Here is a 26,005-nt window from a genome sequence, read left to right on the forward strand (position 1 = left end):
GCCTACTTCTTATTTCTCTTCATATTGAAGAGCTTCACCAGGAAGTTAGGTTCCTTCTTCGGGCCAGCAAGAATTTCTTCGATTTCCTTGGTGCGTTCTACCAACGCATCAGTGCGCGTCATGCGAATCAGAGCCTTCAGAACGCGGAACGAATACAACGGCGTGTTCAGTTCTAGCTGATGCGAGTCCATAGCCAGCTTCGCCTCACGAGAGAACGGGATACCGCCGAGCACTTCACCGTAGCCTCGGAAGGCATTGGCGTGACCTGCTACAACGTCTCCCATGTCTTCCATGTCTACGCGGTTGAAGAGAGTCATGAACTTTGACGCTGGGATGTTCAGCCCCTGGGTAAGGTGCTGAAGGCGAACCTGCAACGAGTTCACGTTGACCGTGGAACACTCAGCGACGGCAATTGCCCATCCAGTTTCGCTCTTGATGATGGGTGCCCATAGATCTTCAACTACGCCAGTCTTGTCATCATTCTCAAGAATCTGAGTGTCAATAATAACCAAATCACCACGCTTTCGAGCTTCCTCAATCACTCGTTCGTAGAAGAGGTTGTCCACGTCTCCGCGACGATTCGTGCTGGACAGTGGAGCTGCCACAAAGCCGAAGGTCACTTCGTCTGCGTCGTGCTCCCTGTAGTAGTTGATCTGCTCCGGTTCAATGAAAGCAACGTTCGGGTCGTTATGCAGTGACGCGTCCTGAATGGTGGGTAGCCCTGACCGCTCAAGACCGAGCATCACCATTAGATCGCCCTGACCGCTGTTGGCATCAATCAAAATCACCTTGAGGCCGGCCAGACCTGCTTCGTGAGCAAGCTGTAATGAAGTGGAAGACTTACCAACTCCACCCTTTGTGGAAAGCACGACGACGGTCTTAGCTAAAGCCTGTCGTCCATGCACGATCTGCTCCTGCTGGTAGCCGAAGCCCTGCCTTTGATTCTGAGGGGCGAAGCCCTGCTGTTGCGGATTGTAGAAGGCACTTCCTTGCCCCTGGTTGTACCCTCCACGCGGGTCTTGCTGGAACCCGTCACCATATCTCGGATCGACACCGTACCCCTGCTGATTGGGCGAGTACTGATCAGGGCGCTGGAAACCCCCGCGCGGATCAAACTGATCATTGGGTGGGTATCCGTAACCACGCTGATCCTGCGGTGGGTAGTTGCCGTTCCACTGCTGGTTCTGCGGTGGGTCTTGGACTGGGCGACCGTACTGGCCATTGCGATCCTGCTGGTACCCCCCTTGGGCACCCGGCTCTGAGTAACCATTGCCGTTCCACTCTGGCTGACCTTGATCCAGAGACCCATTACCTTGGCGGGACTGGTCATGCATAGGACTCTGGCGGTACTGAGATGTGTGCTGATCGAAATCCTGGTTAGGTGCATACTGCCCAGCCCGTTCCGGCTGGTATACCCTACCCTGTGGATCATTTCGATGCGGGTCTTGCCACGCTGGCTCCGCATTAGTTTGCTGGCCGAACTGTTCGTCGCGGTTCTCACGTGATTCGGGCTGATCCTCAAAGTGATCACGTGGTGCAGGTGAGGGGGCAGGTCGCTCTACCATGCGCTCTGGCATCTGGTGTAGAGCTTCAGGCTCCTGCTGACGAACCTGGTTCGAGTAATGATCCTCGCCGTTCCCCAGCCCATGGGCCGAATCTAGCTCTTGATCCCCAGTCGACTGGTGCTCGCGAGGATTATTGAACTGTTCTGCCTCTTCAAGATCGGAATCAGCTGACCTGCGCCCTCGGCTTCTCATGTCCAACGGCGGGGCTTGCAAATAGCCTGAAGAGCTTTCGCTAGTGATGCCGGAAGTAATGCTGGCAAATTCCTTGTCTTCCATCTCGCGTTCAAGGCGTGCGAGTTCATCGTCGTCATCTTCACCGGGAGCCAACGAAGACGATTCATGGATAGGTGGCGCAACGAATGCTCCTGGCGGGAAGGTTCGTCCTTCCAGCTCTGCAAGCTGAGGGAACCCTATCCTTTCAAGAATGTCGTTGAGAGCCACTGGCGAGATAACTGCTGATAGATCGTCACCTGTGAGCGTTTCAACGTCGCCTTGCCGGATAACAAGTACAGGAATTCCTGTCTTCACCGGGAAAACAGCGCACCATCGTTGCAACCCAGAGTCAGGCTTCTCCGGGTCTTCGACTAGAACAGGAACAGGGTGACCCAGTTCTTCCGAAAGGCGACGCACTTCCTTACCGACGTAAGGCACGTTTCCCACGACGCATTCGATTCCAGCCGATTCAAGAATCGGCTTCAATCCATCAAGTTCACCGATCAGGCCTACAGCGTATTTTTCGTCCATATAAGTCCTATGGGATAACTCGCTCGAACTCCGTGCATTTTCTTTCCGTGCCAGGGTGGCTCCCTACAGACCGGCATGATAGGTGGCAGAAATCCAGTTCTAGTGAGGAACCCGATGAACCTGAATCGAAGCAACACGACGTTTACCCTCACCCTCATAGCGCTTATCGCCACCTGCACTTCCGTAGGCACGACACCGGAAAAGCCACGTGATACCGATGCAGTATCGGTAACCACCTACAAAACCAATCCTCATGCTGTCTTCCCAGTAAACGTTCACGAGTACGACGCTCCGAAGATTGAGCGCGCCAGCCTCTCGGCTCTCAAGAAGATCGACCCAACGTTCCACTACGATCTGGACTCCCCCAGCGTGATGGAACTTTCCGGCGAAACAAGCTCCAGCTATCCCTCCGAGCTGATCTACGAATGGCCAGAAGACAAAGAGGCCAAGGAAGCTACCACACCCCCTACTCCAACTCAGTCTGAACCTGACGGCAGTTACTCTGATGCCATGGTTCGACCGGAATACCGGGGAGAGATCATCGCCGTCTCTGAGAACATCTCCCCCATCGCACCAGACACCCTCCGACAGAAGATCGTCGACATTGCAGTCCAGTACGTCGGTGCTCCTTACGTCTGGGGCGGAAACACACCAAATGGCTGGGATTGCTCCGGTTTCGTCAAGTACGCATATGGAAAAGCCGGCATCAACACCGCAAGAACGACTTCCACCATTCGTGCGTCCGGTCAGTTCAAGCGAACAACTAGCCCCCAACCTGGCGATCTGGTGTTTCAAAACAATGGCGGACATGTCGGAATCTATCTTGGCAACGGGCGCATGATCGGCGCACAGAACCCCAGTGTCGGCACCATCATCCACAACGTTTCGAGGAACCCGCTCTTCGGCTACTACACCCTCGATAGGAACTAAGAACTATGAAAAAGGCACTGGCGAAGCTCAACATAAGCAAATCCCTGAGCTATCTCAAGAACGTCGGCAAGTCGGCAAGCAAAACCATACCGTCAGTATTTCTCTTAGTAGTTCTGCTCATGTTTGCACCGGTTTTCATCTACAGGTTGACGCACGAGGAACAGTTATTCACCGTTTTCGCGGTGGTTGGATTCGCCATACTCGGTCGTATCTTCCTGATTTTTAAGCGGTCGATGAGGGGATACGAGGTTCGGGAATGGTCGCCCAACCGTGCTGGTCTGGCCATTCCGACTAGGTTCGACGATCTGCACGAACAGCGCATACACCTGGTTCAGCGCTTCAACGATGAGACTTTCGCTGAATATGTTCTAGCTACGTCCGAGCCTGAATGGACAACAGAACAACTCATGGAGCACGCCTTGGAAAAACATCCCCCGTGGCGCAAATCCATCGAGCATCCTGCAAAGATCGACGTAGCGCACCACGAAGCCGGCCATGCCCTCATGGCTTATCTCAACGGCTCGACCGTACTGAAGGTGACAGTTCGCCCGTCGGGCAACTTGGTGGGTCATTGCGAGTACGCCAACGACTCTTATCCACGCCCATCCGAAGAAGTGTCTTGGGCAATGCTCCAAACATCATTGGCCGGCCAAGCCGTCGATCATGCCCGAGGAATCCGAGATTCTGGCTCCGCTTCCGACATGCAATCATGCATCTCGCATGCGTATAACCTCATCTCCATTGGAGAAAAGCCCGAAGGGTACGAAGGTGACCTGACTACGGATGCACTCATCAGCTCCGCCCGAGAGCTAACCAAGGAAACAGTCAACAAGCATATATCCACCATTTCAGAGTTTGCCGAACTACTCTCGGAACGCGGAACTCTTAATGGCCGAGAAGCACGGCTATTCTTTAGATCCAGACTCGGACGCTAGGCAATATTTCTTCACCACAGGCACACATTAAGGCCGGGAGATTCATCCGAATCTGCCGGCCTTACCCATGCGGGTCTTGGCCTCAACCCTCGGCATATATACACTGTATATATGGAAAGGAGGTTCACATGACCAAGTTACTGATCAGCTTCCCCGATGATGTGGCTAAACGCCTACGCTCGGAAATTCCCAAAGGTGACCTGAGCAACTTCGTGTCAAAGCAGGTTGAAAGCGCCCTCGACGCGCAGAAGCTTCGTTCGCTGGATGACGCAATCGCAAACATCAAGCAGAACGACAAGCCATTGCTTGATCGACTCGGGAATGTATCGTGATCTGGACTCCTAACGCAGAAGATGTTTTCCGCGCTTTCTCGGCAATCTACGATTCATTTCCAGACGTGAGAGACGCGGGATTGCTCCAAAGCGCGCTAGAGCGCCCTCAGGTTAGCTTTTACGGTCAGCCACAGTATGTGTCGATCCACGAAAAGTGCGCTTCACTCTTGGACTCCCTGTGCCGAAACCACGCGTTGGTCGACGGTAATAAGCGATGCGCCTGGATCGCGATTCGTTTGACCTATTTCCGCAATCTCGGAGCCGTGTGGACGCTGGGAGATGATGAAGCCTACGACTTAGTTATCGCCGTCAGCAGTACGCATCTGGAAGTCAAGGAAATTGCCCGTCGGCTAGGACAAGGGTTCAAGCCAATGAGCTAACTGCGGAAGCAACTAAGGCCACCTCGAAGCGAGGTGGCCTTAGTTGTACCTGTCTAGCTGATGAGTTTCACTTCCAAGGCCTGACCTGCCTTGATTCCCTCGTCAACCGTAAAAGAGACCAGGTTCCCCACGCCGAGCATCTTGGTTCCCTTTGTCGGAACGATGTTGCTGTGGTGGAAGATGTAGGTATTCGATGCGTCATCGCTGATGTACCCGTACCCGCGCTCCAACGAAATCCAGGTGATGTTTCCTCGTAGGTTCACGTTCCCTCCTAGGGGGTGAAAATGCGCGTCACTTCAGTATCCACGCCTAGAGCCATTGAGAGTTCGCTCATGGCCATGCTGTGAGCTGATAGCACATTGATTTCCGGGTGTTCATCATGCTCAAACAATCGGTAGGCCGGCGACTCGTAGAATCGGGATTCCAAACCGTCTGATTCATGGTGCACACGATGAATGTCAGTAATAAAGCGACCGCGACCGTTATCCACGGTTTCCACGATCACGTCTTCAGCAAGACCCAACCGGTTGGTGATCTTGATAGTGGTGCTGAGATGGTTTGAGATGCCCATGAAACCAAGCTTAACGCTCGTTGCTCCTTTCTGAGACGGGCTTCTGGGGCAAACAGCGCCCACCTGCTTGCCCCTCTCCCCTAGCGCCTATGCGCCATTGAATGACTGCACGTAGTGCCTGTACTGTCGGATGCTCTCGGCAATGTCGTGCGTGGCTGTGTGGTCGCTGGTCTTTGGTTCAAGCGTTTCCTGCACTGCTGGGAAGCTTCTGCAAACCATGTGCTCTATCGAGCTAACATCTAGCACACGGTAGGTCATGATCTGCTCTAGCCGTGGGAAGAACTGGCGCACTACTTCTCGGTCGAAACTAACCGAATTTCCGGCGAGTACTGCACCGCGGAACTTGTGGCCGTCTGGCATTTCTTCACCGCTTTTTGGAAAGAGCGGTTCGATGTTGCTGACTAAGAATTCTTCCACCATAGCCAGAGGGATACCCTCGCCGTTCTGTAGGCGGTGGATCAGGCCAGTTTTGGTGTGCATCTCACGAACATACTCGTTCATATTGAACAGCGCGTTCTTGAAGTTCTCTGGGCTGATGACCAGTGAACCGGACTCCCAGAGGATCTTTGTGGCGGTCGCGTCCGTGACCACAATGGCGACTTCTAGAGGTTCGAAGCCCTCGTCGAATGGCAGGCCAGTGGTTTCGAAATCCGCCCAGATGAGGTTGTGCCCATCTACGTGCTGTTCGGTCATTTTAGTTGTCTCCGCGTTCTTGGTTTCGGTCATGATGTTCATGACCCCAAGGTGTGCCCGTCGGAAATGAAAAATTGTTCTCTTCCATCAGAGATTGGATTCGTTGTTCCACCAGTCCACGACGTGCCCAACTGCACCAGCCTCTTTCGTTTTCGTGATGACTGCACATGCAGACCGTTTTACGCCGTCCACTAGCTCTATTTGCATGGTGTCCGCATCGGAAAGTGCCATCATTGGTTCAACTAGGCACTGCTCTGCTGGCAGGAGCATGAATGCCATGGGCATGTTCGCGTCGTACCAGCGCACTTGTTCGGCGCGAGATAGGCTGTCGAACCATTTGTTGATCGTTCGAACGCCTACCTGGATTCGCGTCTGAACTGGTGAATCATCGTCAGGAAATACCAAAGTTGGGTGGCTGGTACCTTTCACACCAAAGTTCTTGTCCTGGCTGGGCTCGTCAACAATGTTTGTGATCGGCGCAATCTCGTAGGTCTTCTTGAACTTCTTAGCTATAGCCTCGCCCATGCCCTCGGGGATGATGCATAGCTTTTCAGCTCCATGCCAGGAGCGAATTCCGCCAAGTTTTGAGGTGGCGTACTGTGCGAGCTTGTCATAAGGCGCTTCTGGAATCCGAGCGAAATTCAGCTCGAACCCTGTTTCTTTCCAGCGGGCATAGGCCGGCGCGAGTTCGCGGTAATTAACGATCTGCTGAACGTATGTGAGTGATGCTCCCGTGATGCCGGCAGTGAGCACGTCCGTTAGCACTGGTCGCACGGACTGCTGGAAGATCATGATGCGAGCGTCCACTGGGTCTCCTGTCAGGCGCAAAGGTTAGTTGGCGGGATTCGTGCGTCAGCAACACTGTACGGCTTACGAATGGCTTTCCGGTCATCCGATAATCCACTTTTACAGACAGCGCTACGGAACATAGACACGTATCAAGCATACCTCAATACATCCCAGCTTTCCGGTTTACCGTATAGAAAAGCCATAAACATGTATAGAAAAGCCAGCTTTTAGCAAATAAAACCGTAAACACAGTTGTAAGTACGGCATAAATACGGGTATCGTCAGACCTATGCAAACCATAATGATCGCGTCAACCAAGGGTGGCGAAGGAAAAACCACCACGGCTGTTCACCTGTCCAAGGTCTCCGCCATACTCGGCTACAAGACCTTGTTCATCGACCTCGACCCATCCATGGACGGAACCAAATGGTTCAACTTGGAGCCAGCAGACGATGATTTCTTCATTGGTGACATTCTGAGCGCAGACGGAACCGCCGACAAGAATCCCGACCGCAACCCGGTCGGCTGGGCAATGCAAATGGCACTTCAGAGCGACTGGGATGAAAACCTCTTTGTCATCCCCTCGCACGAATCCCTTGGCACCCTCGAATTGAACACTGACCCAGCAATGGAGCTACGCCTCAAGAAGTCTCTCATCGGAGCAGACTACGACGTGGTGATCATTGACTGCCCCAACCGCTCCGGTGGCCCACTCCTGCGATCTGCTCTACTCGTCGCAGACACCATCATCTACTCCGCCACTGGCGACGAAGGTGGTTACGAAGGTGTCAACGGTGCACGTAAAGCCCTACAGATCTTCCAGGAAGAGCAGGAGCTACGTGGATACCCTGCAAAGATCGAAGAAGCTGGAACCGTATTCTGCGGGTACCAGGAAGTCGCCACGCCACGCATGACTTCCAAGATTGTTGACGACCTCCGCGAACTGGGTGTCCTGCTCACTCCGCTGGTACCTGCACGCACCTGCGTCAGGGAATCCCGCACAGCTCGACGTTGGGTGGGTGAATGGGGCAAGAAGAGTGAGCCAGTCATCAATGCCTACATGGAACTAGGAAAGAAGATCATCAAATGAGCGAGCAACCAAACCTGTCTCGGCCACAGAAGACTATTGACCGGAGCGCGCATCCTTCCCGTACTTCTACGTCCACTCCCCCAGCGCCTGCGACGACGGAAGAACCTACGCCCTTGCCGGCCAGCAAGCCAACTAGCGATCTAAAGAGCGCCAATGAGGCCATAGAGGAGTTCCGGCGCGCCAACGACGCTAGCGCGCGGGAGAAGGTCACGGTAACCCTTGACCCTGCCGTTCTTGGTGCCCTCCGCGACCTGAAGAAACTCCATAAGCTTCCACAGGGTGTTGCCATCGACATAGCGGTAAAGAACTTTTACCCGGACTTGTACGAAAAGAACGTCCAGGAGTTGAAAGACCTCCGCTAAGCGGTTCCCAGTCAGTAAGGCCACACCATGACCTTGGTGTGGCCTTACTGCTTTACATACAGATCAACAGCAGTATCTATGGCAAAATCATACGGCTAATCGTATGAATCATGCGGTTAACCGTGAAACCGTCACCAGTCCACAGCAATACAGGCGCATTTCAGTACATATCCGTTTTCATCGTTAAGCATCAAGTTCAGACCGAGGCACCTGGAATGCGCTCAGGCAAGAGAAATTCCCCAATTCGAAGATCGGGGCCTCCCCGCTTGTGCCGGGAAATGAAAAGGCGAGAACGTTCCCCCTTTGCCCTTTGAGTCACTTCCGCCTATGAGGGAAACGCGCCAAACATCAATCATGCTTCAACTCGGTTGAGGTATCGCACGGTGAGCCATTCGACCCAAATTCGACCATATGAGCACACAGGTTTTAGCCTGTAGATATGGTTTCATGTAAGCAATTTACAGTAATACTGATTTCAGTTACCGGTTTATGCATTCAAATACAGTTGCACATACTGCAATATGGTTCTACGGCTCCCTCGAAATGAATCCATACTTGAGAGCGACGGCCAACTATCCCTAGGTGCTCGCGCGCTGTTCCTCGTTGAGCGAGACTATGTTGCCCTTCGCGTCGGTACCAACAATAGCGACGGTGCCTGCCAGCAGGTAGGGGAATGGCCGACCGGAGGGCAAGGTAGTTCAGTCTTCGCGGGGGTTCAAAAAGAGCCTTTGGCTATTCCGCCCTCATTAACCGGGAACACGATGCCACTTGGTGCGGTAACGAATTCTGCCGTCTGGCACTTGATGATTTTGGTACACAGGTGATCCGGCCAGTTTCATTGAATTCTTGCTCCACCCAATCGGCAATGCGATTTTCTGGGCTGATGATATTGGCTCTGATTGCACTCACGGCGTGTTTCCTTCTCTTTATACATGCCAATGGGCGGTGTCTAAACCCGGTGAAGGGTTTAGACACCGCCCATCTTGGACTGCCGGTAGGGGAGTGGCTTAGAACGGCGGTTCGTCGTTGGAGTCTCCCCAGCCTCCGCTGTTGTTCCCGCCCGTGCTCCACGGATCATTGGCAGGAGCGTTCCAGCCTCCGCCCTGCCGTGGAGCGTTATTCTGCTGGGTGTCCTGTGGGGCATGCGTTGGTTGGAAGCCTCCACTGCCTCCACTGGCGCGCTGGGTGCGGGTGACCTTGGCTGATGCGAAGCGCAGTGATGGGCCGATTTCATCGACTTCTAGTTCCATCACGGTGCGCCGTTCGCCTTCCTTGGTGTCGTAGGAGCGCGAGCGTAGCCGTCCTTGCGCAATGACTCGCATTCCTTTGGTCAAGGTCTCTGCGACGTTCTCTGCCGACTCGCGCCACACAGAGGCGCGCAGGAACAGTGCCTCTCCGTCCTTCCATCCGTTACTGTCACGGTCGAAGGTGCGCGGGGTGGATGCGATGGTGAAATTGGCTACCGCTGATCCAGACGGGGTGAAGCGCAGTTCAGGGTCGGCGGTGAGATTTCCGATGACCGTGATAACGGTTTCGCCTGCCATGGTGTTTCTCCTTTTCATTCGGGTTAAAAGTCGCTCGTAGCACCAGTGGATGCTCGCATCGTTAGTGTGTGCCTACTGGACAGAATTATTCATGCTAGCCGGACAGGTTTGGGGGAGTGCCTCTGTCCAATCAGGTCGCTCCGGGTATCGCCGTCATCCTTGATGGACATATGCATTGAATACAGTTGATCGCACAGTTTTACATTCTGACGTACTTTCTACCAGATATATTTTATGGTTTTCTGTATAACTGTTCTGTATTGGTGCATGTATCCCTGTATTTAGCAGATAGATTTCTTTCCTTCTGGCACACATTGGCATGGAAGCAACACTGCCATTTTGGAGGGCACGAATGAGCATTACTTACCCACGCACGATGAACAGCAAGAAGAAGCCGGTCTACAAATTCACTGTGACTAAAGGCCTTTCTGGTCGTGATCTGAAGGTCACCTTCGCGCACAACAACATCAACCCAATTTTTCTTGTGGACGAGCAGGGGGAACCTCAGCTTGGGTGGCGCGTGGATTTCCAGCAGAAAGGTAACTACGACTTCGATAGTCTGCCTCAGACTCTGCAACCAGCCGTCCGTGATGCGGTCAATGAGATTCTTGATCGCGAGCTTGAGTACATCAAGCCAAAGGTTCGCGATCACAACAGCGTCTCTTATGCCGTCTATGAGACCGTTTGTGAGGCCGTAGTCGGCATCTATGACGTGGAAGAGGTCTTTATGATACTGGGGCGCTCACACGCACTTGAGTTCGATACCCCGCTGTCGCCCGAAGCCTTGAACGTGGCGCACAGGTCGCTGAAGAACTTCACTGATGTTGAACGGCTGGAAGACGCCGGACAGAAGATCAAGGATATGCAGGACACCATTGATGGTCTTCAGGAAACCCTCAAGGACTCTAGCAAGAAATGGAAGGAGTACATGATTCCTTCGCAGGACGTGGAAAAAGGGGTTGTGAAGCTGATCCGAGACCTTGAGACCGGGTGGATTTCCTATGATCCTGGTGCCTCTCTAGAAGACAAAGTGCTGGATCGTCTGGGTGAGCTAGAAGATTTGCTCCCAGACGTTTGGAACAACTTTCTTGAGGAATTCGACTAGTCTGTTGCCCGTATGCGTCAGCTCTTCCCTGTGGGAGAGCTGGCGCATACTGGATTAAGCAGAAAATTCGTTGGGGGAGAGGTGTCGCTTTGGAAGGGGAAGCCAACATATGGCGAGTGAAGAAGATGCCTGGACAAGGCACGCACGGTTTCCTGGCCGTAACTCCTGGTTGCGAAGGTGCCCCTCATCCGACCCGCTGGTGTAAGTGCAAACCGTTCAGAACCATCCGGCTCGCTGAACAGTACATTGAGTCCATGATCGAGGCTCCTGAGCACAGGTAGGCCTCTTACAGCCATGCCAGGAAACAGTACGGTGCCCCACCAAATAATGGTGGGGCACCGTACTGTACATCTTGGTGTTTCAGGCTCTTGGCACACGGCTTCCAGAACTCCTGCCGGTACTTTTCGCTCAGGAACTCCGAATTAGATTTTCCATTCCGCCGTGGACGATAGTACTAATCCATTATTCGCCGGCCTCGGGATACTCCACTTCCCACGTTGGGTGGATCGGGTAGGTTCGCTTCGGGTCGCCGTCGTATCTGATGCGCAGGTACATCTGGCCACTGGTGGTTCCAGTTATCGTGCACGGTCTGCCTTCGAACTTGATCCTCATGCCCCTCTTAGCCGGAACGCTGTAGTACTCCCGGATTCGCTTCATCCTCATTCTGTTTCGCCTTTCAACATTCTCGGTAGATCCATATGGGGCGCTGGTCGGTTTTATTAGTTCTCCGGGAAGACTGTGGCGTTCAGGAGGCCGAGTACGTCTTCGCACTGGTCTGCGTTCAGCTCGTCTATGGGCAGGCGGGTTGCTCCCATGATGCTGTTGATCATGGTCGCGTAGTTCACGCACTGGAATAAGGTGCCATACCCTTCAGCGTGAAGCTCTTCTGGGGTGTGGTTGCTGATGGGTTCCAGCTCGAACGCTCGTATTGACTGCATGAGCTTGGCGTACACGGGGCGTTCGATGACGTGTTGGTAGTGATCGTAGCGGGCGTGCTCTTCAGCTACGTCCTTTCGGCCATGAGCGTCGATTGGCTCTCCGAGTGCACCGCAGGAGCATAGGTAGACCATCTTCAGCTTGCTGTACCCGTGCTGTACGTGGCTTTGTTCCCAATACGAGTATTCTTCGAGCTTGTGGTGTGGGTTCACTGTTGGGCGAGTGCTCTCGTGTCCTATGCATCCAAGGTTGACGCTATTCTCTACGCGTTGGCGTACTTCTGCGCTAGTGATATTGAGGTGCTGGGTGAGTGCTTCAACGAGTTCGTGGGTGGTTGGCAACATGGGGTTCCTGTTAGGGGTTGGCTTGGGTCTTCTTCAACATCAGTGTGTGCCACCAGGAGCCTTTTCGTTGCGGAGTTACATTGAGCCTATAGCCGTGATTGGGCAAAACAATGGCCGGTGCCAGGTGATCCAAATTTGAATCACCGGGCACCGGCCATTTATGCAAACTTTAATGATCGCGTTTAGCTACATTCAAGTTTGTTCAGCTTATCATCACGTCGAACCTCTGAAGCATCGTATGGACGACTGATCGACTGCCTACCGGGCGCTCTCCTAGGCGCTGAGGGTGGCAAATCGCCTCGAATATCCCGAATATCGGCTCCCACGATTCGAGCAAGTAGTCGTGGTATTTTTCATCGCCGTTGCGGAAGTCCAGGTTCATGAGATGCATGGTGAGCGATAAGGATTCCTGCACGGTGAACTGCGAGATGATACTGGCTTGGGCGAGCGCATTGAGCAGCACCACTGCGTCCTTGTGGGATGCAAGCTTGAGCGCTTTGGCGTAGACCTCGGGGAGGGTGCCCAGCTCGACCGTGTTGTGCCAGCTTCTCGGGGAGTGGCAGATTCCTGCGTGTAGGCCGTCTGAGATGGTGAGGTACATATCTGGCACTCCCCAGAGCCTAAGAACATCGCTAACGGTGTCTATCTTGCGAGGGATACGCAGGGTCGTCAGCTTGATTGGCGTGTGTTGCGCTGTCATTGGTCACCCTTCGTCGGCGTTTTTTGGATACCGAGAATGTGTGCCACGGGGCAAGTTTCTGTTCACGGATACCCTTTAGCAACCCCTGAAGTTCCCCGAATTCGCAGTTGGTACTGGCTCCTGGACATAAAAACCCGACCCGTGCGTCGGGTCGGGTTTCTTTTTAGATATAGTCCGCGGACTGTACGGTTCTTAGTCCTGGCTGGCTCGTAGTTGTTCGAGCGCGTAGATCAGGTCTTCTATGAGCCTGCGCTTGTCTCCGTCGATGCTTCCGAAGTGCAACCAACGTGGTTCTTCAACCCAGGCACTGTTATTGACCCGAATTGCTTTGTATCCGTCGGGGTCTTTGGTGACTTTGAAAGTGTCACCGTATTCGACGTAGAGGCCTTCTTGTTCCATGGGCCGGGAATCCTTCTTCGTGGTGGGCTATCGGATCAGACAGTGCCGGGATGACGCTGTTGCTTCAGTCTATTTGCGCAGTCGGACGCTTTGAAGGCTCCCCGCGCGTGGGAGCCTTCATTGCGTCTAGGTGAGCATGGTGTCTATGAAGTCCTCAAGACCGGGAAAGTTCTCTTTGAAGAGTTCCAGAATGGTGTCTGGGTTGATGTTCCGGTAGTCCAAGTTCAGCTCCATGCTGGTGCCGTGCGTGCCGTGGAATGATCCTTGGATAGCTGGAATGACGATCTTCTCCCTTACATCCCAGTCCGTCTGAAGCCCTGGCGTGGTGTCAAAGTCGGTGTAGTTGTACACTCCCTTGCCCAGGGTTTTCCACCAGGTGATAACTTCTTCGTCGGTCATCGCGTCAAGGTCTGGCACAGCGACCCCCACGTACTGCTCTAGGGTTACGCCTTCGTCCTCTGCATTGATCACGTCATCTTCGCGCATGCCCCGCAAGGTCTGCACTATGTCTGCTGTCGATTCAGGGATGAGTGGGAACACCTGGTCGATCACTTTTTGTTTGAGTGGCCGTTCACGCCACCATTCATTACGAATGGATAACTGGATCACCGGGTTCTCATCTTGCCGACCGTCGTGCCAGAATTCGTCAGTGGAGAAAACGTAAAAGTGGAGTGGGTTGAGGTGCTGGTCAGCCTTCTCTAGCCATTCGTTCCGGTTCATCGAGTGTTTCTCTTCTGCTGGCTTGTTGCTGAGCTTTTCTACGGCTTCTTCACACCCACCCGAGGTAACTGGCCTTGTCTTCCACGTGCGCACGGCTCCTACCAGGCGTGATGACCTGATGGATGCTAGTTCTGCTGGCCACCTGTGCTCTACAGCTTCTTGCTCAGTGTCGGGTAGTCCTGCGTCGTAGAACGGGTCGTCATAGTCTCCTGTCCTATGGAGTTCTTGGATTTCCCGTGGGTCGGTCTGCGGGTACATGTCCGGGTACCAGTAGATTTCTGGGCCGTCTCCGCTTCCGCGCCAGCATCCTTCCTTGTCACGTCCGACTATGGCTACATCGCTGATGGTTTGCAACAGGAAGAATCTTCCGGGGCCGGCAGTGTTCATGATGAATGCAACTTGCTGTGCGGTGCGGGGTGCACCAGGTAGGCCAGCGTCATCCTTTTCGTCGTTCATGTTCACCAGCCCCTTGGAGGTGATTTCCTGGACAAGGCAATGCAAGTTGTCGTCAGCGCCCTGCCCGTAGATCCATTGCAAGGGGTTAGTGGGATTCTGTGGCACCCACGAGTAGCGCTGTTGCGAGAGAGTCGTTCCTGCCCAGACTTCCTCACCATCACCAATTTCTTGGCGGTGCCACGCGCCGATTGGTGCCCCGTTCTGGTCGTAGAAGAGACCGATGCTGTTGGGTTCGTGCTCGAAGATTTCGAGCATCTGGCGTTTGTGCTCTGGCATGAGGTGGGCTTTGACCGCTGAAGGGGCATACACCTTGTATGTGCTGAGCTGAGGGGCTTCGCTGGTTCCTGCAAGTTGGCGTTGCGCCTCGCAGTACTTGAGTCCGTGGGCTTTGGCGTAGGCACGGACGGCCTTTTTGCGGTTGCTGTCGCGGGTCATGAGATTTATCCAGTTCAGGGTCGCTCATGCCGTACCTCAGGAGATTGACCCGGTTGCTGGGTTTGTCTCGTTACGCATGATCAAAGACCTTGGCTTAGTCGAAATCCCTACTGGTACGGAGAGGATTGCGGTGCACAGGTGTTCGCGTTCCACCTTGAACGAAAGGATAGCATTCGGACGTTCAGATCGTCAGATGCGTGTTGAGAAAGCACCCCAGTCGGGCTCTGTTGCATGTCTGCCGGCAGGTGAGATTACTCTTTGTCGATGTTGACCTGGCGCATGTCTACGAGAATTTCAGCTTCGTTGCGATCCATGATGATCCCGAAGATATGTTCCTTCTTCACGGTGCCGGTAAGCAGAGCGCGCGTGCGGTCATTGAATCTGTTGGCGAAGAACTCTCCTGTACTTCTGTTCAATGACCAGGAGATGCGCAGAGAGTCTTCGTGGTCGCCTCGATACACGGTCAATTCCTCAGGCAGGGTGCCGTAGAGTTCTAGCCCCTTCTTGTCCGCCAGCAGGAGTGCTCCGTCACGCTTGGATAGGAGTTGATCCCAGTACTGCTTCATTTCGTAGTGGTTCTCTGAGTCTGACCAGATTTCTGTGGCGAGTGCTTTTAGCTCGGGGGAGAGGTCTACAAGCGGGGTCGCTAGCCCGTTCAGGACGTGCTCTACGAAGGCTTCTAGGCGGTAGGGGCGTTCGTGGATGAACACAACGGTTGACCAGTCCTGGTCTTCAATGGCTTTCTTCAGCGCCCATGTCTTGGACGTGTAGATGCGGTTGGCCAGTCCGCTGAGTACAGCGAAGGGTTCGATGACCAGTGGGTGATGCAGGCTGGTTCCGAAGGCCGTCTCGTGGCGCAGGTATGGTTCCAGTTCAGGCAGGAGTGGTTCGTTGACGAGCTGTTCGAGGTCTAGCTCTCCGAATTTCGGCATGGTTAGTCCGCTGTCGGTGGCACCGTGCTCGGTGGCTTCGCTGGCCATGATCTGTTCCTCTTTTGCTGTTTGGTCTGCATTCATTATCTCAGTTCGCGCAGGCAATCAGTTAGCTGATTGCCATGCAACGGACGTGGCGGACTATAAGCCGGTTCGAGACGGCGTTCTAGTCCACCACGTGCGGTGCCTTGCTGGCTGTTACACGTCGGTTGAAGTCCAGACCAGGCGTACCGGCAATGGAATGTCGGTAACGGCAATCTGCACTTGTCCGGCTTGGCTCATCCATTGCTTCACGTTGCGCGGGTTCTCCGTGTACCTCTCATACACTGAGCCGTCTGAGTAGCGGACGGCACTGTGCGTTGAGAGATTCTGAAGCCCTTCATGGCTCCCGATCAGCGGGTGGTAAGTATCCTCGTAGGCGGTGACAATTCGCTTGACCAATTCTTGGCAGTTCTCGCACCGGCCTTCGCTCCCGTCTCCGCAGGTCGGACAGGTAAAGTCCAATGCTCCTGTCGCCTTTTCTAGTGCGTTCTTATCTAGCTCCATGGTTTCTCCCTAGTTAGGGGAGCTGACGTGCTTCGTACACGGTCAATGTGTGCCCGGAGGAAAGGTTTTATTTGTGCCAATGCCTAACGGCTAGCACCCTCTGTCGATCAAGATTCAAAGTCAGAAACACCGGCAACCAACGCTTATACGGCATCAGCCGTGCTGACATTTGTTTGAATGTCAGCACGGCTGGGAATCATTTGGCGAGGTACGTCTCGTACACGTGGCTAACCCCGCGTGCTTTGAGCCATTCGTGCAACGGCGCATTCAGCACTTCAATACCGGAGTCATCCCAAAATTCCTCTTTTGCGGACTCAGAAGCGTCCTTCCACTCATCCGACTGAAAGAAGTCCAGCGCCAGCGCCACGGGGTCATGTCCATCATGCTGATACATCTCCGTGATGCGGTAGATCGCGTCCTGCGGGGTGATCGTTAGGCTAAAGGCATTCAGCCGGCTCTCAACATCAGCGCTGATTCTAATCTGCTCGGACAGGCTGACCTCTTCAAGCAGGTGACGCACCACGTTCGCGCAGAACTGTTCACGCGGTATTCCGTTCGCGCACGCGCCAAGGGTGATCGCCTCAGTAAAGTAGATCTTCATATCTTCTGTGTTCATGCTTGAGTCCTCTCATGACTCGCTAGGGCTTCGTACACGGTCAAGGTGTGCCAAGAGGAAGCAATTTCTTCGCGCCCTACAGCAGGTCTTTCAAGCGCAGTCACGGACGAAACAAGAGGCGGTACCGGGAACCGTGCGATTCGTTCGAACTGTCCAGGTACCGCCTTGATGGATATTTGTTTCTTAACATGGCTATCGTCCACTAATGCCGTCGATGATGGACACAATCAATTCAACGATGCTTGCGATTGACCAGATCACGAACTTGATAATCAGCGGGGTCAAGAAGATCACCAACGCGATGAGAACCATTGCGGTCTTCACCGAGAAACGGAATGCCCAAGAAACCAAGCCCATGGTCATTCACCTCCTTCTACATGCGTCAGGAGCACTCAATTTCGGCACTGCACCCTCAACTTAGAATTCAGTACCCAGGCAACCGTCTGTCACCTTCGTGCTCACAACCCATGTGTGCCAGAGGGAATGAATTTATCGTTCAGCCACTGCCGGCAACTACAGGTCGGCTATGGGCAGTTCACGAACACGCCAGACCTTCTCAAAAATGTCCTCCACCAACTCCCACGTCACCACCTGCGAGCGCTCGTTGTTGCCGAGCCTGACTTGGATGAGCCATGTTGCGTAGTCGATTCTCACGCCGGTTCCTTTGGGGATGCGCATGCCCAATTCCCACCATTTGATGCGGTCGTAATGGACGGTTGGTACGACGGTGACAGTCCACGTGCGTCCATTGCGCAGTATCTTCCAGGGGTGCCCTGTTGGCGTGAATTGAACTTCTACTTGTTCGAGGTCGCTGAACCTATCCACGCGAGCAGGCTTTCATCCCGCAGGAGTGCATGACCGGTGGTCGGTGCACGTCGATTACCGCCTCACGGCGAGCGCTTGTCCATCCGCAGGCGCAGGCTTGCTGGAAGTAGAGTTTGCCGGCCACGCCGGAGGCGTGGGAGGCGTGGGTGGCGTGAGCGGTAGCTCGCTGTTCTTTGGATGATGCCCGTGGCAAGAGTTGTCCTTGTCGTTGCTTTGGCTGGCACCTTGCGTGTCAGCCGTTCGGCGCACGATAGTGCCGGGTGTCCGTCGCCAAGCCCATATTAAGAGTTAACTGGGTGGACTTAAATGAACTGGGTTCAATACTGGGTTTGGTTGAAACTCGGTGTTCTTGAATGAACTGTCCTGAGTATTTCGATGATGACTTGGTTAGTTTAACTGGGTTGATTTGGTGCGGTGCTCTTGTTGATTCTACTGGGGTTTTTGATCGTTACTGGGTTGCTCTGCTGGGTGTTCTTGGCTCTTGTCTTGTGTGCTCGATACTGGGGTTTTTGATCGTTACTGGGTTGCTCTGCTTGGTGCAGTTGATCGTGTCGTAGGCGACTCGTTCCAAGGTATTTTCGGCGCTTCGCGCTGGGCTGATTGTGTAGCTGGTGAGCATGCTTTCCGGCTGTCTGATTTGGTGGTTGTTGAGTTCTCGGCGCTTCGCGCATCGGTGATTTGGTCTCTGACTGGGGTGACTCTTCCGGGTCTGATTCTCTGGGTGGATTCGGTTCTGCTGGGTTGATGTTTGGGTGGATCAGCCGAGCTGAGTTACTTTGTTGGTTCGGCGCTTCGCGCTGGGCTGACATGGTGGGTGATTGGGTATGTTCCCCTGGTTTGGTTGAACTGGTGGTGACTGATATTTGGTGCCGTCAGGTGCGGGGTGTTGCGATGCATTATGAGGATCATTCTGTGAAGCATCATGTGCTGTGGATCGTTACCGAGGAGGCGTTGAGTACAGGGGGGCGGGTCACCATGTTTGATGGAACCAGGTACCTCTTACCGGGTGGAATCAATACAGCCAAGGGGAGCCAACAAAGCTCAATTGAACCCAGTGAACTCGGAGCGCCCAACCCGTTCAGCCGAGACACCAAGGGGAAGAACCCAGTTCAAACCAAGGGGTCAAGGGTGAATCGACCAAGCCGTGTGTGCGCAGGATTGAACGAAGTACAAGCCGAGAATGCTGAGCTAAGTTGAACCCGGATGAACCAGGTGAACAAAGAGCCACCTCGGCTCGACTGAACCAGTTCATCACGGGTCAACGTGAACAGCATGACGCAACCACGGTCCGCCCACCGCAGGTGCAACCCCAGTATCCTGAGCCGTCAGATTTCATCTCCCAACCACGACGCAAGTACGGTCGGCTTCACTGGTGGCACAAACCGAAGAATGAGGAACACAGCCCACCAGGGGAGCCGACAGCCCACCGCAGGTGCACCCCCGACTTTCAAGCCGACAAACCATAGAGCTGTACCAAAAGCTGTAAAACCAGTACGGAAATATGGTATGTCGGGGAAAGAGGGGGTGGCCAAGGCTGTTCAACTCGCTTGCTTCTGGTGGAACTCCTGCTTTTAATCCGAAAGAAATTGGGAATTTTGGCCGAATTCGCACGCGTTTTCCCTTGACAGTTGATAAAATTTACCCATGAGCTTCCAAATTTTCCGCATGTCTCGGCAAGCTGGGGAGTCTTCCGACCCAGCTCTGTTCAACCAGCGAGCAGGTTCTTTCGCCACCAAGGCCACCTCTGGGTCTGACGGGGGTGTTTTGATCGTCGTGAAAACCGATTCAGGCGTGGAAACCTATGCAGGGTTCAACGACGCGGGAGTTACCTCAGGTGCGCACATGAGTTTGGCGCAAGCTGTTGGAGCCAGGGCAGAGAGCGATGTACTTCCAGGGGTCGTTTTTGACGCTCCAAGCATTGCTTTCGCCCAGTACAGCGCGTCAGGGTTCAGGCGTGAGACGCAAGCAGGGCTAGATCCTTTTGAAGTTGCTCGCGTTATCGCTAATTCACTCCCAGTCGGCGCGTGGGTTGGTGTTGCTTTCCGCTCCGCGTCCAAGGCTGAGAACAGGCGGTACGTACCGTGGCTGAGTCATCGTCTTAACGCAAGTGCGCCTCAACATCACTCGGTGACCTCTGGTGCGATTGTGGCATCATTCTGGGCTGGCGGTGAAGATTTTGCTACAGCTTCTTCGCTTCTGAAACAGTTAACTGCTGAACTTCCTGGCTTCGACTTGGACGTAAAACCTGTACGGTTTTCCGGTCGTAAAAAAGCACTGTATAACCTTGCTCTTGGTCTTGCTCTTGTGGGTGGATGGTTCGTACTGCCCGACTCGTTGGACGTGGAAATCGTTAGCTGGCTTGATCTAAGTTCTGCTCTCCTGGTTCTCGGTTGCCTGTTCCTTGTCTACGGTTCCGGCCAGCTAGCAAATTGGTTCCCTAATGTCAGAAAGTCATTCGATAAGAACCTTGCCAAGGGTGCGCTTCCAGCGCCTCCTAGGCGGTCGTCTAAACCGCGCAAGCCCGTCAAGGAGCACTACGAGAACAAGACCGTCAAAGACAGTGAAGGCAAGTCTCACAACAAGCAGAAACTTGTTAAAGAATTCGCGGGTGACTACCCGTTAGCTGGAAACGCATTCATGGTTGGTGGCAACGTCATTGCTGGCCTTGCTTCACCACACACCGATAGTCAATCAGGGAATGTAGTCAGTCGGGAACGAAGCACTCCTGTCGCCCTGACTGGAAAGACTATTGGGCCATACATCGGTGATTCAGAGAGCGACAAAATTCGTCTTAGCGCACCAGACATGCGATACGGTGTTGCCGTTTTTGGCCGTCCGAACGGTGGCAAATCCGTTCTCATCCGTTCCCTGTGGGCATGGCACCTACATGAGCGGTTGAATCCCTGCGGGAAGAAAAATTTCCCTGGCAAGAACAACACAATGATCGCGTTCGAGTCCAAAGGTGAAGGTGCACAAAAGTACCTAGATTGGGCTCAAACGATGGGGGATCGCGCTGACCTCATTGATGTAATGAATCCCTACACTCTGGGTATTGATTTGTTCGATGTTCCCGGAACCATAGCTGACCGAGCAAAGTTCTTTGTCGACGCAATGAAGTATGCATTTGGCGAAGGACCTATCGGCCCAGAGTCGTCCAAAACACTACGCCTTGTCTTCACCGCTTCGTTGGCAATCACGCCCGAAGTCATTGACATTGCCCTGGAAGATAAGGACGTTAGCCGGCGTGCAATCGTGCATGGTGGATCACCTATTCACTATGCTTACATTCTTACTGGTGGAGCTTCGGATCGTGAATCTGTTGCGCTTTGGAAGGCGTTAGAAACCGTAAGCATTCGTCTTCGCGAACGGCAAACACCTGATCCCACGATTGACCTTGCAGTGGACTCTATTGCACCTCTATTCAAGGGTCGTACAGAGGCATACAGGGCTAAGGTATTCAATGCCCCTATGAACAAGCTTGAGTCATTGAGCACCCTTGGCTACTGGTGGTCTGTACGTCGACAGAAAACTTCTTGGTCAGAAATTATCCTGAGCCACCGAGCAATCGTCATCAATACCGGTTCAACGACTTTCTACAACAAGAGCCAGCAAAAGAACGTGAACATAGTTCTGACTGACGAAGAGACCAAAATCGTTTCATCGCTTCTCTTCTTTGGCATGAATAATGCGATCAAGCGTCACTGTTCTGGCTGGTACGAGCAGGATAGGAACATCACTTTCTTCACCGACGAGCTTGCGCTTATCGCTGGTGAAAACCCTGAGATTCTGATGTGGTTCCGCGATCAAGGTCGAGCCTACGGTGTGCGTCCGATCCTTGCTTCACAGCGACCAGATCAGATTACTGAAAACCTACGAAACAACATCATGACTTATCCGACCAAGATGTCCTTCGCCCAGGTCGATAAAAAGACAGCAAAGTATTTTGCTGAGAACATCACCAACGATTCCTCAAGCAACGCGAACGACCGGTGGACTGATCAAGACCTAATGAATTTGCTCCCATATCACGTCGTACTGGTGACGCACGTCGATGAGCGGTTGCAATCTCCTGTGGTGGTTAAGTTGCCGAATTTTGAAGAGAACATGGCCGGGTACAGCGCCATTCAGGAGAGCATCTAACGGATGATTTCGAATTCACGAAGCGCTCCCACAGAGCCGTCAGTACCGCCTCAGGAGGAATCTCTTGGCTGGCCAGCGTCCGATGCATTCTCTCTCAACCCTGTCGAGCCTCTAGAGCTTTCTTCGCGCCTAGACCCATACTGGGAACAGCTCTGGGCACCAGGCTCGCAAGCGGTCTGGTCAACGAAGGACATTCTCGATGTTCCCCGTGTTACACCCGTATACAAGAAATACCATCAGACTGTCGATGAAGCTGTCGAAAAGTTCTTCAATGGAAAATTCTTTGACCAGAAACTGAGCTTCCTAGGTGCCCTGGATAGCTGGCGAACTATGACAGCTCAACAGGTATCAGCATTCACTGGAATGCCAGAGTTTTCCGACGTAAACAGCTTTCCTTTGAGCAATTTGTTCATGGCCGGACTAATAGACATTGGTGTATTTAACGACCCCATTGCCCGTCTGGATAGGCGACTTGGCTCTATCTACCGACCTACAGATTCAAACTCGTTCAAGAAGTACATCGAGCCTCGTTTGACGTACCTTGAATGGTTACACATCACTGGTGGAACGCCTTGGACTAGCGGAGGTCAATATGACCGACATAATGTTCTCGCAACAGAGCTAGGTCTACGTTGCGCAGAGTACCTGGACATTGGAAGTGTCCTCGGGGAAAAGTACGCTAGTGTAGATCTTCTGGCCGGCTCCGGCCTCGGGAAGAACGTAGATAAGCCTGATAACCGTCGCGCCGATGGGGTGATCGTCCGCAAGGACGGCCTACGCATCGCTTACGAACTGACAGCCAATGACGGCGCAGATTTCGAGCGGAAGATCAGACGCTGGGCAGACCTCATCTCCCAACGCCCGTTAGAAACTTCAGGCCTGGTCGTCGTCTATGTCACTGCCGGGCACCCGGCAAGGTTAGGCACCAGCGCAAACCCCAGGGTAGCCACACACAACACCCTTGTGCGCGTACTGCGTGAGTATCCCAGCCGTGGTGTGGATTCACCAGCACAACGCATCGGCATCGCGAGCTGGGATGAGTGGTTCCCTGCACGTCATCAGTTATCAGACCGGTTCCTGAATCTCACCGCGAACTTCGCCACCGGTACAGGTAAAGGCATCTCGCAGTGGGAATCAAAGAACCTCCTGGACATGCCCTTTGCGCCTCACCACAGCTTCAACGCCACAGCAATCAACAGCAACATGAAGATGTTAGGGCAAACGCCTTGGTGGATGCGCGAGGGTGATCATACGCATCTGATCGGTACGCCATTAGGTAGGCAGAATCTTGCTCCACCGATCCCTACCTACTATCGAGGGTACGAACCGAAGTTCCGCGAATTCGGTATCGCCACGGGCAACTTGGAGGGTCACCGAATCACTTTGCCAGACCGTCTGAAAGCACAATGGAAATCGAGGAATAGCGAATGAGTGCCCCGTTTTACTTCACCAGCGGTCTCACCATCTTTTACATCCTGGTACTCGGAGCTTGCCTCGTATCCTGGGCACAATACCGAATCATCAGCGCTAACCGCACCGACGGCACTGTAGTCAACTGCGTACAGAACTGCGCGCACTTGATCCTGAGCTTGTTCACCTCGTACCTAGTGGCTTCAGCTCTACTAGGTCGTTTGTTGTGGGTCTCGTTGGTGCCACAAGGATTCCATGTTGACGTGTTCAACGATCCATTCGCGATCTTCAGGAACAACTTGGAGTTCATGCACACCTTCCATCCTCAGAACGTGCTAGTGGAAGAGGGGTTGGGAGTCATCTCATGGATATTCACCCTTGACACCTATATCCTCCTGGCCTGCTCCCTGATGGTGGTGTTGTTCTTCATTTGGGTTACCCCGCTGACCGCGTTCTATCTGGTTTCATCTCTCTGGTTCACGCTCAAATCGGCATGCCAGCACTTCGTTGGGAAATCCTGCGGGTGCCATAGAAACCGCATCGAATCGCTCATCAATAAAGAAGCGACAGTCCAATGACAGCAAACATGCTGTTCTAGCCTGGAATGCTTCGAGGCATAGGTAAACCCCTCACGGAAACATCCCGTGAGGGGTTTACCTATGCCACGACAGGCTGTTGCCTAGTTGTCGTCTTCCAGCTCTGCGAATTCCTTCTCCGCAATATGGTTCTTTGACGGATGGAGGATCAGGTATTGCGAGGTCGTTTCGACCCTAGCGGTCTTGTATATCACCTTGACTGCATCGAGACCTCTGATGAAGTCGCGCCGGAAATCTCGCACCCGAGAATGGTGGCCACCGAATTGTTCAAACAGCTGATCCCACGTGATCCGAGTAATTGGCATCCGCGGTGCATTCTTCGGAGTGTAGAGTCTCGCTACCAGGAACAAGTAAATGTCTAGCTGAAGTGGGGCTTTGCTGAATGCGCTGACTGCCTCTTTGTAGATCGGGAATTTGTACTTTCGTACTGAGTCAATGAACTGAGAGGACAGTTTGACCGGTGCTCCCCATTCAATATCTTCGATTTCACCGTTGGTCTTGTTGATGACCAGGCTAATGTCGCCAATGGGCAGGTGTCCTACGCTGAACTTTTCTACGCTCTTCCCATTCCCCAGAAATTCTTCTGATACCGAGTCGAGAACAATAGATGCACCCAGGAGTCGTTTGATCTGTTCAATGCACTGACGCTTCGTATTCCCACCTTGGTTCGCGCCATTCGCGATTCCTAGTTGGCGCGCAAACTCGTCAAAGCTCCTTGGCAAACGAAGATCATCAATGTCGTCGCCCTTCATGGTCACCTGTTGCGCGAGCCAGATAAGGATGAGGCGAGGCCAGATCCCGTAAGGGAATTCTCGAGCTTCAGCTCCCTTCTTGCCTCGTGCACGGTAGGGCGAAAGAGTGAACCGAACATTGCCGTTCACGCGTTCCCATACTTCTGGCCCTTCTCCTTTTCGGATGGGGTTCTTATAGGGCAAACACACCGATGAGAGCCACCAGGGCGAAACGCTCAGCTTCTTGTTCCCATCCTCAATCAGACCACGGGCAGTGATTGCATGGGCAGTACGGTTCACCACTTCGAAAGGGTTAGGAAGCTTCGTTGCTCCCTTCTCTTGAGGCTGTTCGCTCTCTGTATTGTTCGTGGGTTCCATGATGACTTTCAGGAGAGGGTGTATCCCAGTGTGCCTTGTTGAAGCACGTTGGGATTGCTTGCTGTCCACCACGTAGGTGTTCGTGTCGGAAACGGTTCTATCGGCTCTTACTTATAGATGTGTGCGAAACGAATCCTCAGTGGCGTATTTTGAGTGAAAAACTTTTCCTTTCGCTCTGACTAGCCTCGGTAGTCACCTTCTGGCGAAGCTCTTCGGATACCCTCAATGTGTGTCACCTGGACAAGTATTTAACTCGCGCATCACAACGTCTCTAAAGGCGCTCAATCCCTGCATTATTCCAACATTGGAACTTATCAAGCGCGAGTTGTATCCGTATTTCGATCCTGTGGATAACTCACAATCTACACGGACACAACTCGCGCACTACACGGACACAACTCGCGCACTACACGGACACAACTCGCGGGAATACGGACACAACTCGCGCCTCAGACTTTATCCACAGGCTTACTTCCCAGTGATTACGGGGCAAAATGGGATTTGGCACCGCGCCCCCTATTAACTCTCCAATAACTCATTCCTATAAATACACCTCTAACTCCTCGGTCGTTTTGGGAGCCGATCGTTAAGAGAGGGAGTTGAGCAAAATTTTTGGAGCGAAGCAAAATCTCGTTTTCGCAGAAAATCATGCCAGCGATATGCCCATATTCCTTGCCCTCTTTTGACGATCTAGGACGATAAAGAGGCGACGACTCAAAAGCGTGTTTTCGACAAGCCTCTACCTCCCTGCAGGACGCTCCGCTTCGCTTCTGTTGGCCTATTGAACCGTTGCCTTGGATT

At 53.3% G+C, this 26,005-nt stretch carries 28 protein-coding genes; 10 read left to right on the forward strand and 18 right to left on the reverse strand.

Translation table 11 applies throughout. The features are described 5' to 3' along the window. Positions 1–2 precede the first annotated feature (2 nt). Positions 3–2,309: a nucleotide-binding protein gene (locus ACT3UA_RS11135; RefSeq protein ID WP_444616431.1), complete on the reverse strand. Its 2,307-nt coding sequence runs from the start codon at positions 2,307–2,309 to the stop codon at positions 3–5. A 114-nt stretch (positions 2,310–2,423) separates the two neighbouring features. Between ACT3UA_RS11135 and ACT3UA_RS11140 the strand changes: the two genes are divergently transcribed. From ACT3UA_RS11140 to ACT3UA_RS11155, 4 genes are all read left to right on the forward strand, one after another. Further along, on the forward strand, positions 2,424–3,239 hold the full coding sequence (locus ACT3UA_RS11140) for a C40 family peptidase (protein ID WP_444616433.1): 816 nt from the start codon (positions 2,424–2,426) through the stop codon (positions 3,237–3,239). Positions 3,240–3,244: 5 nt separating this feature from the next. Continuing rightward, positions 3,245–4,174: a hypothetical protein gene (locus ACT3UA_RS11145; protein ID WP_444616435.1), complete on the forward strand. Its 930-nt coding sequence runs from the start codon at positions 3,245–3,247 to the stop codon at positions 4,172–4,174. 128 nt (positions 4,175–4,302) lie between these two features. Continuing rightward, positions 4,303–4,506 carry a hypothetical protein gene (locus ACT3UA_RS11150; RefSeq protein WP_443452655.1) on the forward strand — a complete coding sequence of 68 codons (204 nt, stop codon included), beginning with the start codon at positions 4,303–4,305 and terminating at the stop codon, positions 4,504–4,506. Further along, the gene (locus ACT3UA_RS11155; RefSeq protein WP_444616437.1) at positions 4,503–4,886 is read left to right on the forward strand and encodes a type II toxin-antitoxin system death-on-curing family toxin; all 384 of its coding nucleotides are present in this window, start codon (positions 4,503–4,505) and stop codon (positions 4,884–4,886) included. The genes ACT3UA_RS11150 and ACT3UA_RS11155 overlap by 4 nt, the downstream gene beginning before the upstream one ends. Before the next feature lie 53 nt (positions 4,887–4,939). Here ACT3UA_RS11155 and ACT3UA_RS11160 read toward each other — a convergent pair whose 3' ends face one another. From ACT3UA_RS11160 to ACT3UA_RS11175, 4 genes are all read right to left on the reverse strand, one after another. After that, positions 4,940–5,149, reverse strand: a complete 210-nt coding sequence (locus ACT3UA_RS11160) for a cold-shock protein (protein ID WP_443452657.1) — start codon at positions 5,147–5,149, stop codon at positions 4,940–4,942. Between the two features lie 8 nt (positions 5,150–5,157). Next, positions 5,158–5,457 carry a hypothetical protein gene (locus tag ACT3UA_RS11165; RefSeq protein WP_443452658.1) on the reverse strand — a complete coding sequence of 100 codons (300 nt, stop codon included), beginning with the start codon at positions 5,455–5,457 and terminating at the stop codon, positions 5,158–5,160. Positions 5,458–5,544: 87 nt separating this feature from the next. Further along, on the reverse strand, positions 5,545–6,192 hold the full coding sequence (gene orn / locus ACT3UA_RS11170; RefSeq protein WP_444616440.1) for an oligoribonuclease: 648 nt from the start codon (positions 6,190–6,192) through the stop codon (positions 5,545–5,547). A 45-nt stretch (positions 6,193–6,237) separates the two neighbouring features. Continuing rightward, positions 6,238–6,942, reverse strand: coding sequence for a hypothetical protein (locus ACT3UA_RS11175; protein WP_444616442.1), 705 nt, complete (start codon positions 6,940–6,942; stop codon positions 6,238–6,240). A 298-nt stretch (positions 6,943–7,240) separates the two neighbouring features. On the opposite strand from ACT3UA_RS11175, the gene ACT3UA_RS11180 reads away from it, so the two are divergent. Beyond that, complete coding sequence (locus tag ACT3UA_RS11180) at positions 7,241–8,029, forward strand: ParA family protein (RefSeq protein ID WP_444616444.1); 789 nt, start codon at positions 7,241–7,243, stop codon at positions 8,027–8,029. A gap of 113 nt (positions 8,030–8,142) precedes the next feature. Further along, positions 8,143–8,391, forward strand: coding sequence for a hypothetical protein (locus ACT3UA_RS11185; protein ID WP_443452662.1), 249 nt, complete (start codon positions 8,143–8,145; stop codon positions 8,389–8,391). A 1,007-nt stretch (positions 8,392–9,398) separates the two neighbouring features. On the opposite strand, the gene ACT3UA_RS11190 is transcribed toward ACT3UA_RS11185, so the two are convergent. After that, the gene (locus ACT3UA_RS11190) at positions 9,399–9,935 is read right to left on the reverse strand and encodes a single-stranded DNA-binding protein (protein WP_443452663.1); all 537 of its coding nucleotides are present in this window, start codon (positions 9,933–9,935) and stop codon (positions 9,399–9,401) included. 352 nt (positions 9,936–10,287) lie between these two features. On the opposite strand from ACT3UA_RS11190, the gene ACT3UA_RS11195 reads away from it, so the two are divergent. After that, a complete protein-coding gene (locus ACT3UA_RS11195; RefSeq protein ID WP_444616446.1) occupies positions 10,288–11,040 on the forward strand; it encodes a hypothetical protein in 753 nt (250 codons plus the stop codon). A gap of 462 nt (positions 11,041–11,502) precedes the next feature. Here ACT3UA_RS11195 and ACT3UA_RS11200 read toward each other — a convergent pair whose 3' ends face one another. The 11 genes from ACT3UA_RS11200 to ACT3UA_RS11250 form a co-directional block, all read right to left on the reverse strand. Then, positions 11,503–11,652, reverse strand: coding sequence for a hypothetical protein (locus tag ACT3UA_RS11200; RefSeq protein ID WP_444616448.1), 150 nt, complete (start codon positions 11,650–11,652; stop codon positions 11,503–11,505). Positions 11,653–11,759: 107 nt separating this feature from the next. Further along, the gene (locus ACT3UA_RS11205) at positions 11,760–12,320 is read right to left on the reverse strand and encodes a hypothetical protein (RefSeq protein WP_444616450.1); all 561 of its coding nucleotides are present in this window, start codon (positions 12,318–12,320) and stop codon (positions 11,760–11,762) included. 202 nt (positions 12,321–12,522) lie between these two features. Further along, complete coding sequence (locus ACT3UA_RS11210) at positions 12,523–13,020, reverse strand: hypothetical protein (RefSeq protein ID WP_444616452.1); 498 nt, start codon at positions 13,018–13,020, stop codon at positions 12,523–12,525. Between the two features lie 192 nt (positions 13,021–13,212). Then, complete coding sequence (locus ACT3UA_RS11215; protein WP_444616454.1) at positions 13,213–13,419, reverse strand: hypothetical protein; 207 nt, start codon at positions 13,417–13,419, stop codon at positions 13,213–13,215. 126 nt (positions 13,420–13,545) lie between these two features. Further along, complete coding sequence (locus tag ACT3UA_RS11220; RefSeq protein ID WP_444616456.1) at positions 13,546–15,030, reverse strand: hypothetical protein; 1,485 nt, start codon at positions 15,028–15,030, stop codon at positions 13,546–13,548. Between the two features lie 251 nt (positions 15,031–15,281). Then, the gene (locus ACT3UA_RS11225) at positions 15,282–16,010 is read right to left on the reverse strand and encodes a hypothetical protein (protein WP_444616458.1); all 729 of its coding nucleotides are present in this window, start codon (positions 16,008–16,010) and stop codon (positions 15,282–15,284) included. Between the two features lie 150 nt (positions 16,011–16,160). Next, a complete protein-coding gene (locus ACT3UA_RS11230; RefSeq protein WP_444616460.1) occupies positions 16,161–16,508 on the reverse strand; it encodes a hypothetical protein in 348 nt (115 codons plus the stop codon). 196 nt (positions 16,509–16,704) lie between these two features. Then, positions 16,705–17,124 carry a hypothetical protein gene (locus ACT3UA_RS11235; protein WP_444616462.1) on the reverse strand — a complete coding sequence of 140 codons (420 nt, stop codon included), beginning with the start codon at positions 17,122–17,124 and terminating at the stop codon, positions 16,705–16,707. Between the two features lie 192 nt (positions 17,125–17,316). After that, on the reverse strand, positions 17,317–17,481 hold the full coding sequence (locus ACT3UA_RS11240; protein WP_444616464.1) for a hypothetical protein: 165 nt from the start codon (positions 17,479–17,481) through the stop codon (positions 17,317–17,319). A gap of 156 nt (positions 17,482–17,637) precedes the next feature. Beyond that, complete coding sequence (locus tag ACT3UA_RS11245; protein WP_443452674.1) at positions 17,638–17,949, reverse strand: hypothetical protein; 312 nt, start codon at positions 17,947–17,949, stop codon at positions 17,638–17,640. Then, positions 17,942–18,142, reverse strand: a complete 201-nt coding sequence (locus ACT3UA_RS11250) for a hypothetical protein (RefSeq protein WP_443452675.1) — start codon at positions 18,140–18,142, stop codon at positions 17,942–17,944. Before ACT3UA_RS11250 ends, ACT3UA_RS11245 begins: the two co-directional genes overlap by 8 nt. 1,451 nt (positions 18,143–19,593) lie before the next feature. Here ACT3UA_RS11250 and ACT3UA_RS11255 point away from each other — a divergent pair. From ACT3UA_RS11255 to ACT3UA_RS11265, 3 genes are read left to right on the forward strand one after another with little or no spacing between them, the layout of a single operon-like run. Next, complete coding sequence (locus tag ACT3UA_RS11255; protein WP_444616466.1) at positions 19,594–22,089, forward strand: type IV secretory system conjugative DNA transfer family protein; 2,496 nt, start codon at positions 19,594–19,596, stop codon at positions 22,087–22,089. A gap of 3 nt (positions 22,090–22,092) precedes the next feature. Then, on the forward strand, positions 22,093–23,520 hold the full coding sequence (locus ACT3UA_RS11260; RefSeq protein ID WP_444616468.1) for a hypothetical protein: 1,428 nt from the start codon (positions 22,093–22,095) through the stop codon (positions 23,518–23,520). Beyond that, a complete protein-coding gene (locus ACT3UA_RS11265) occupies positions 23,517–24,077 on the forward strand; it encodes a hypothetical protein (protein WP_444616470.1) in 561 nt (186 codons plus the stop codon). Before ACT3UA_RS11260 ends, ACT3UA_RS11265 begins: the two co-directional genes overlap by 4 nt. Before the next feature lie 101 nt (positions 24,078–24,178). On the opposite strand, the gene ACT3UA_RS11270 is transcribed toward ACT3UA_RS11265, so the two are convergent. Then, positions 24,179–25,204 (reverse strand): replication protein RepA, encoded by a 1,026-nt coding sequence (locus tag ACT3UA_RS11270; RefSeq protein ID WP_443452488.1) that lies wholly within the window; start codon positions 25,202–25,204, stop codon positions 24,179–24,181. Positions 25,205–26,005: the final 801 nt, after the last annotated feature.

Origin of the sequence: Glutamicibacter sp. 363 (genome assembly GCF_052379505.1) — a bacterium.
Lineage (GTDB): Bacteria > Actinomycetota > Actinomycetes > Actinomycetales > Micrococcaceae > Glutamicibacter.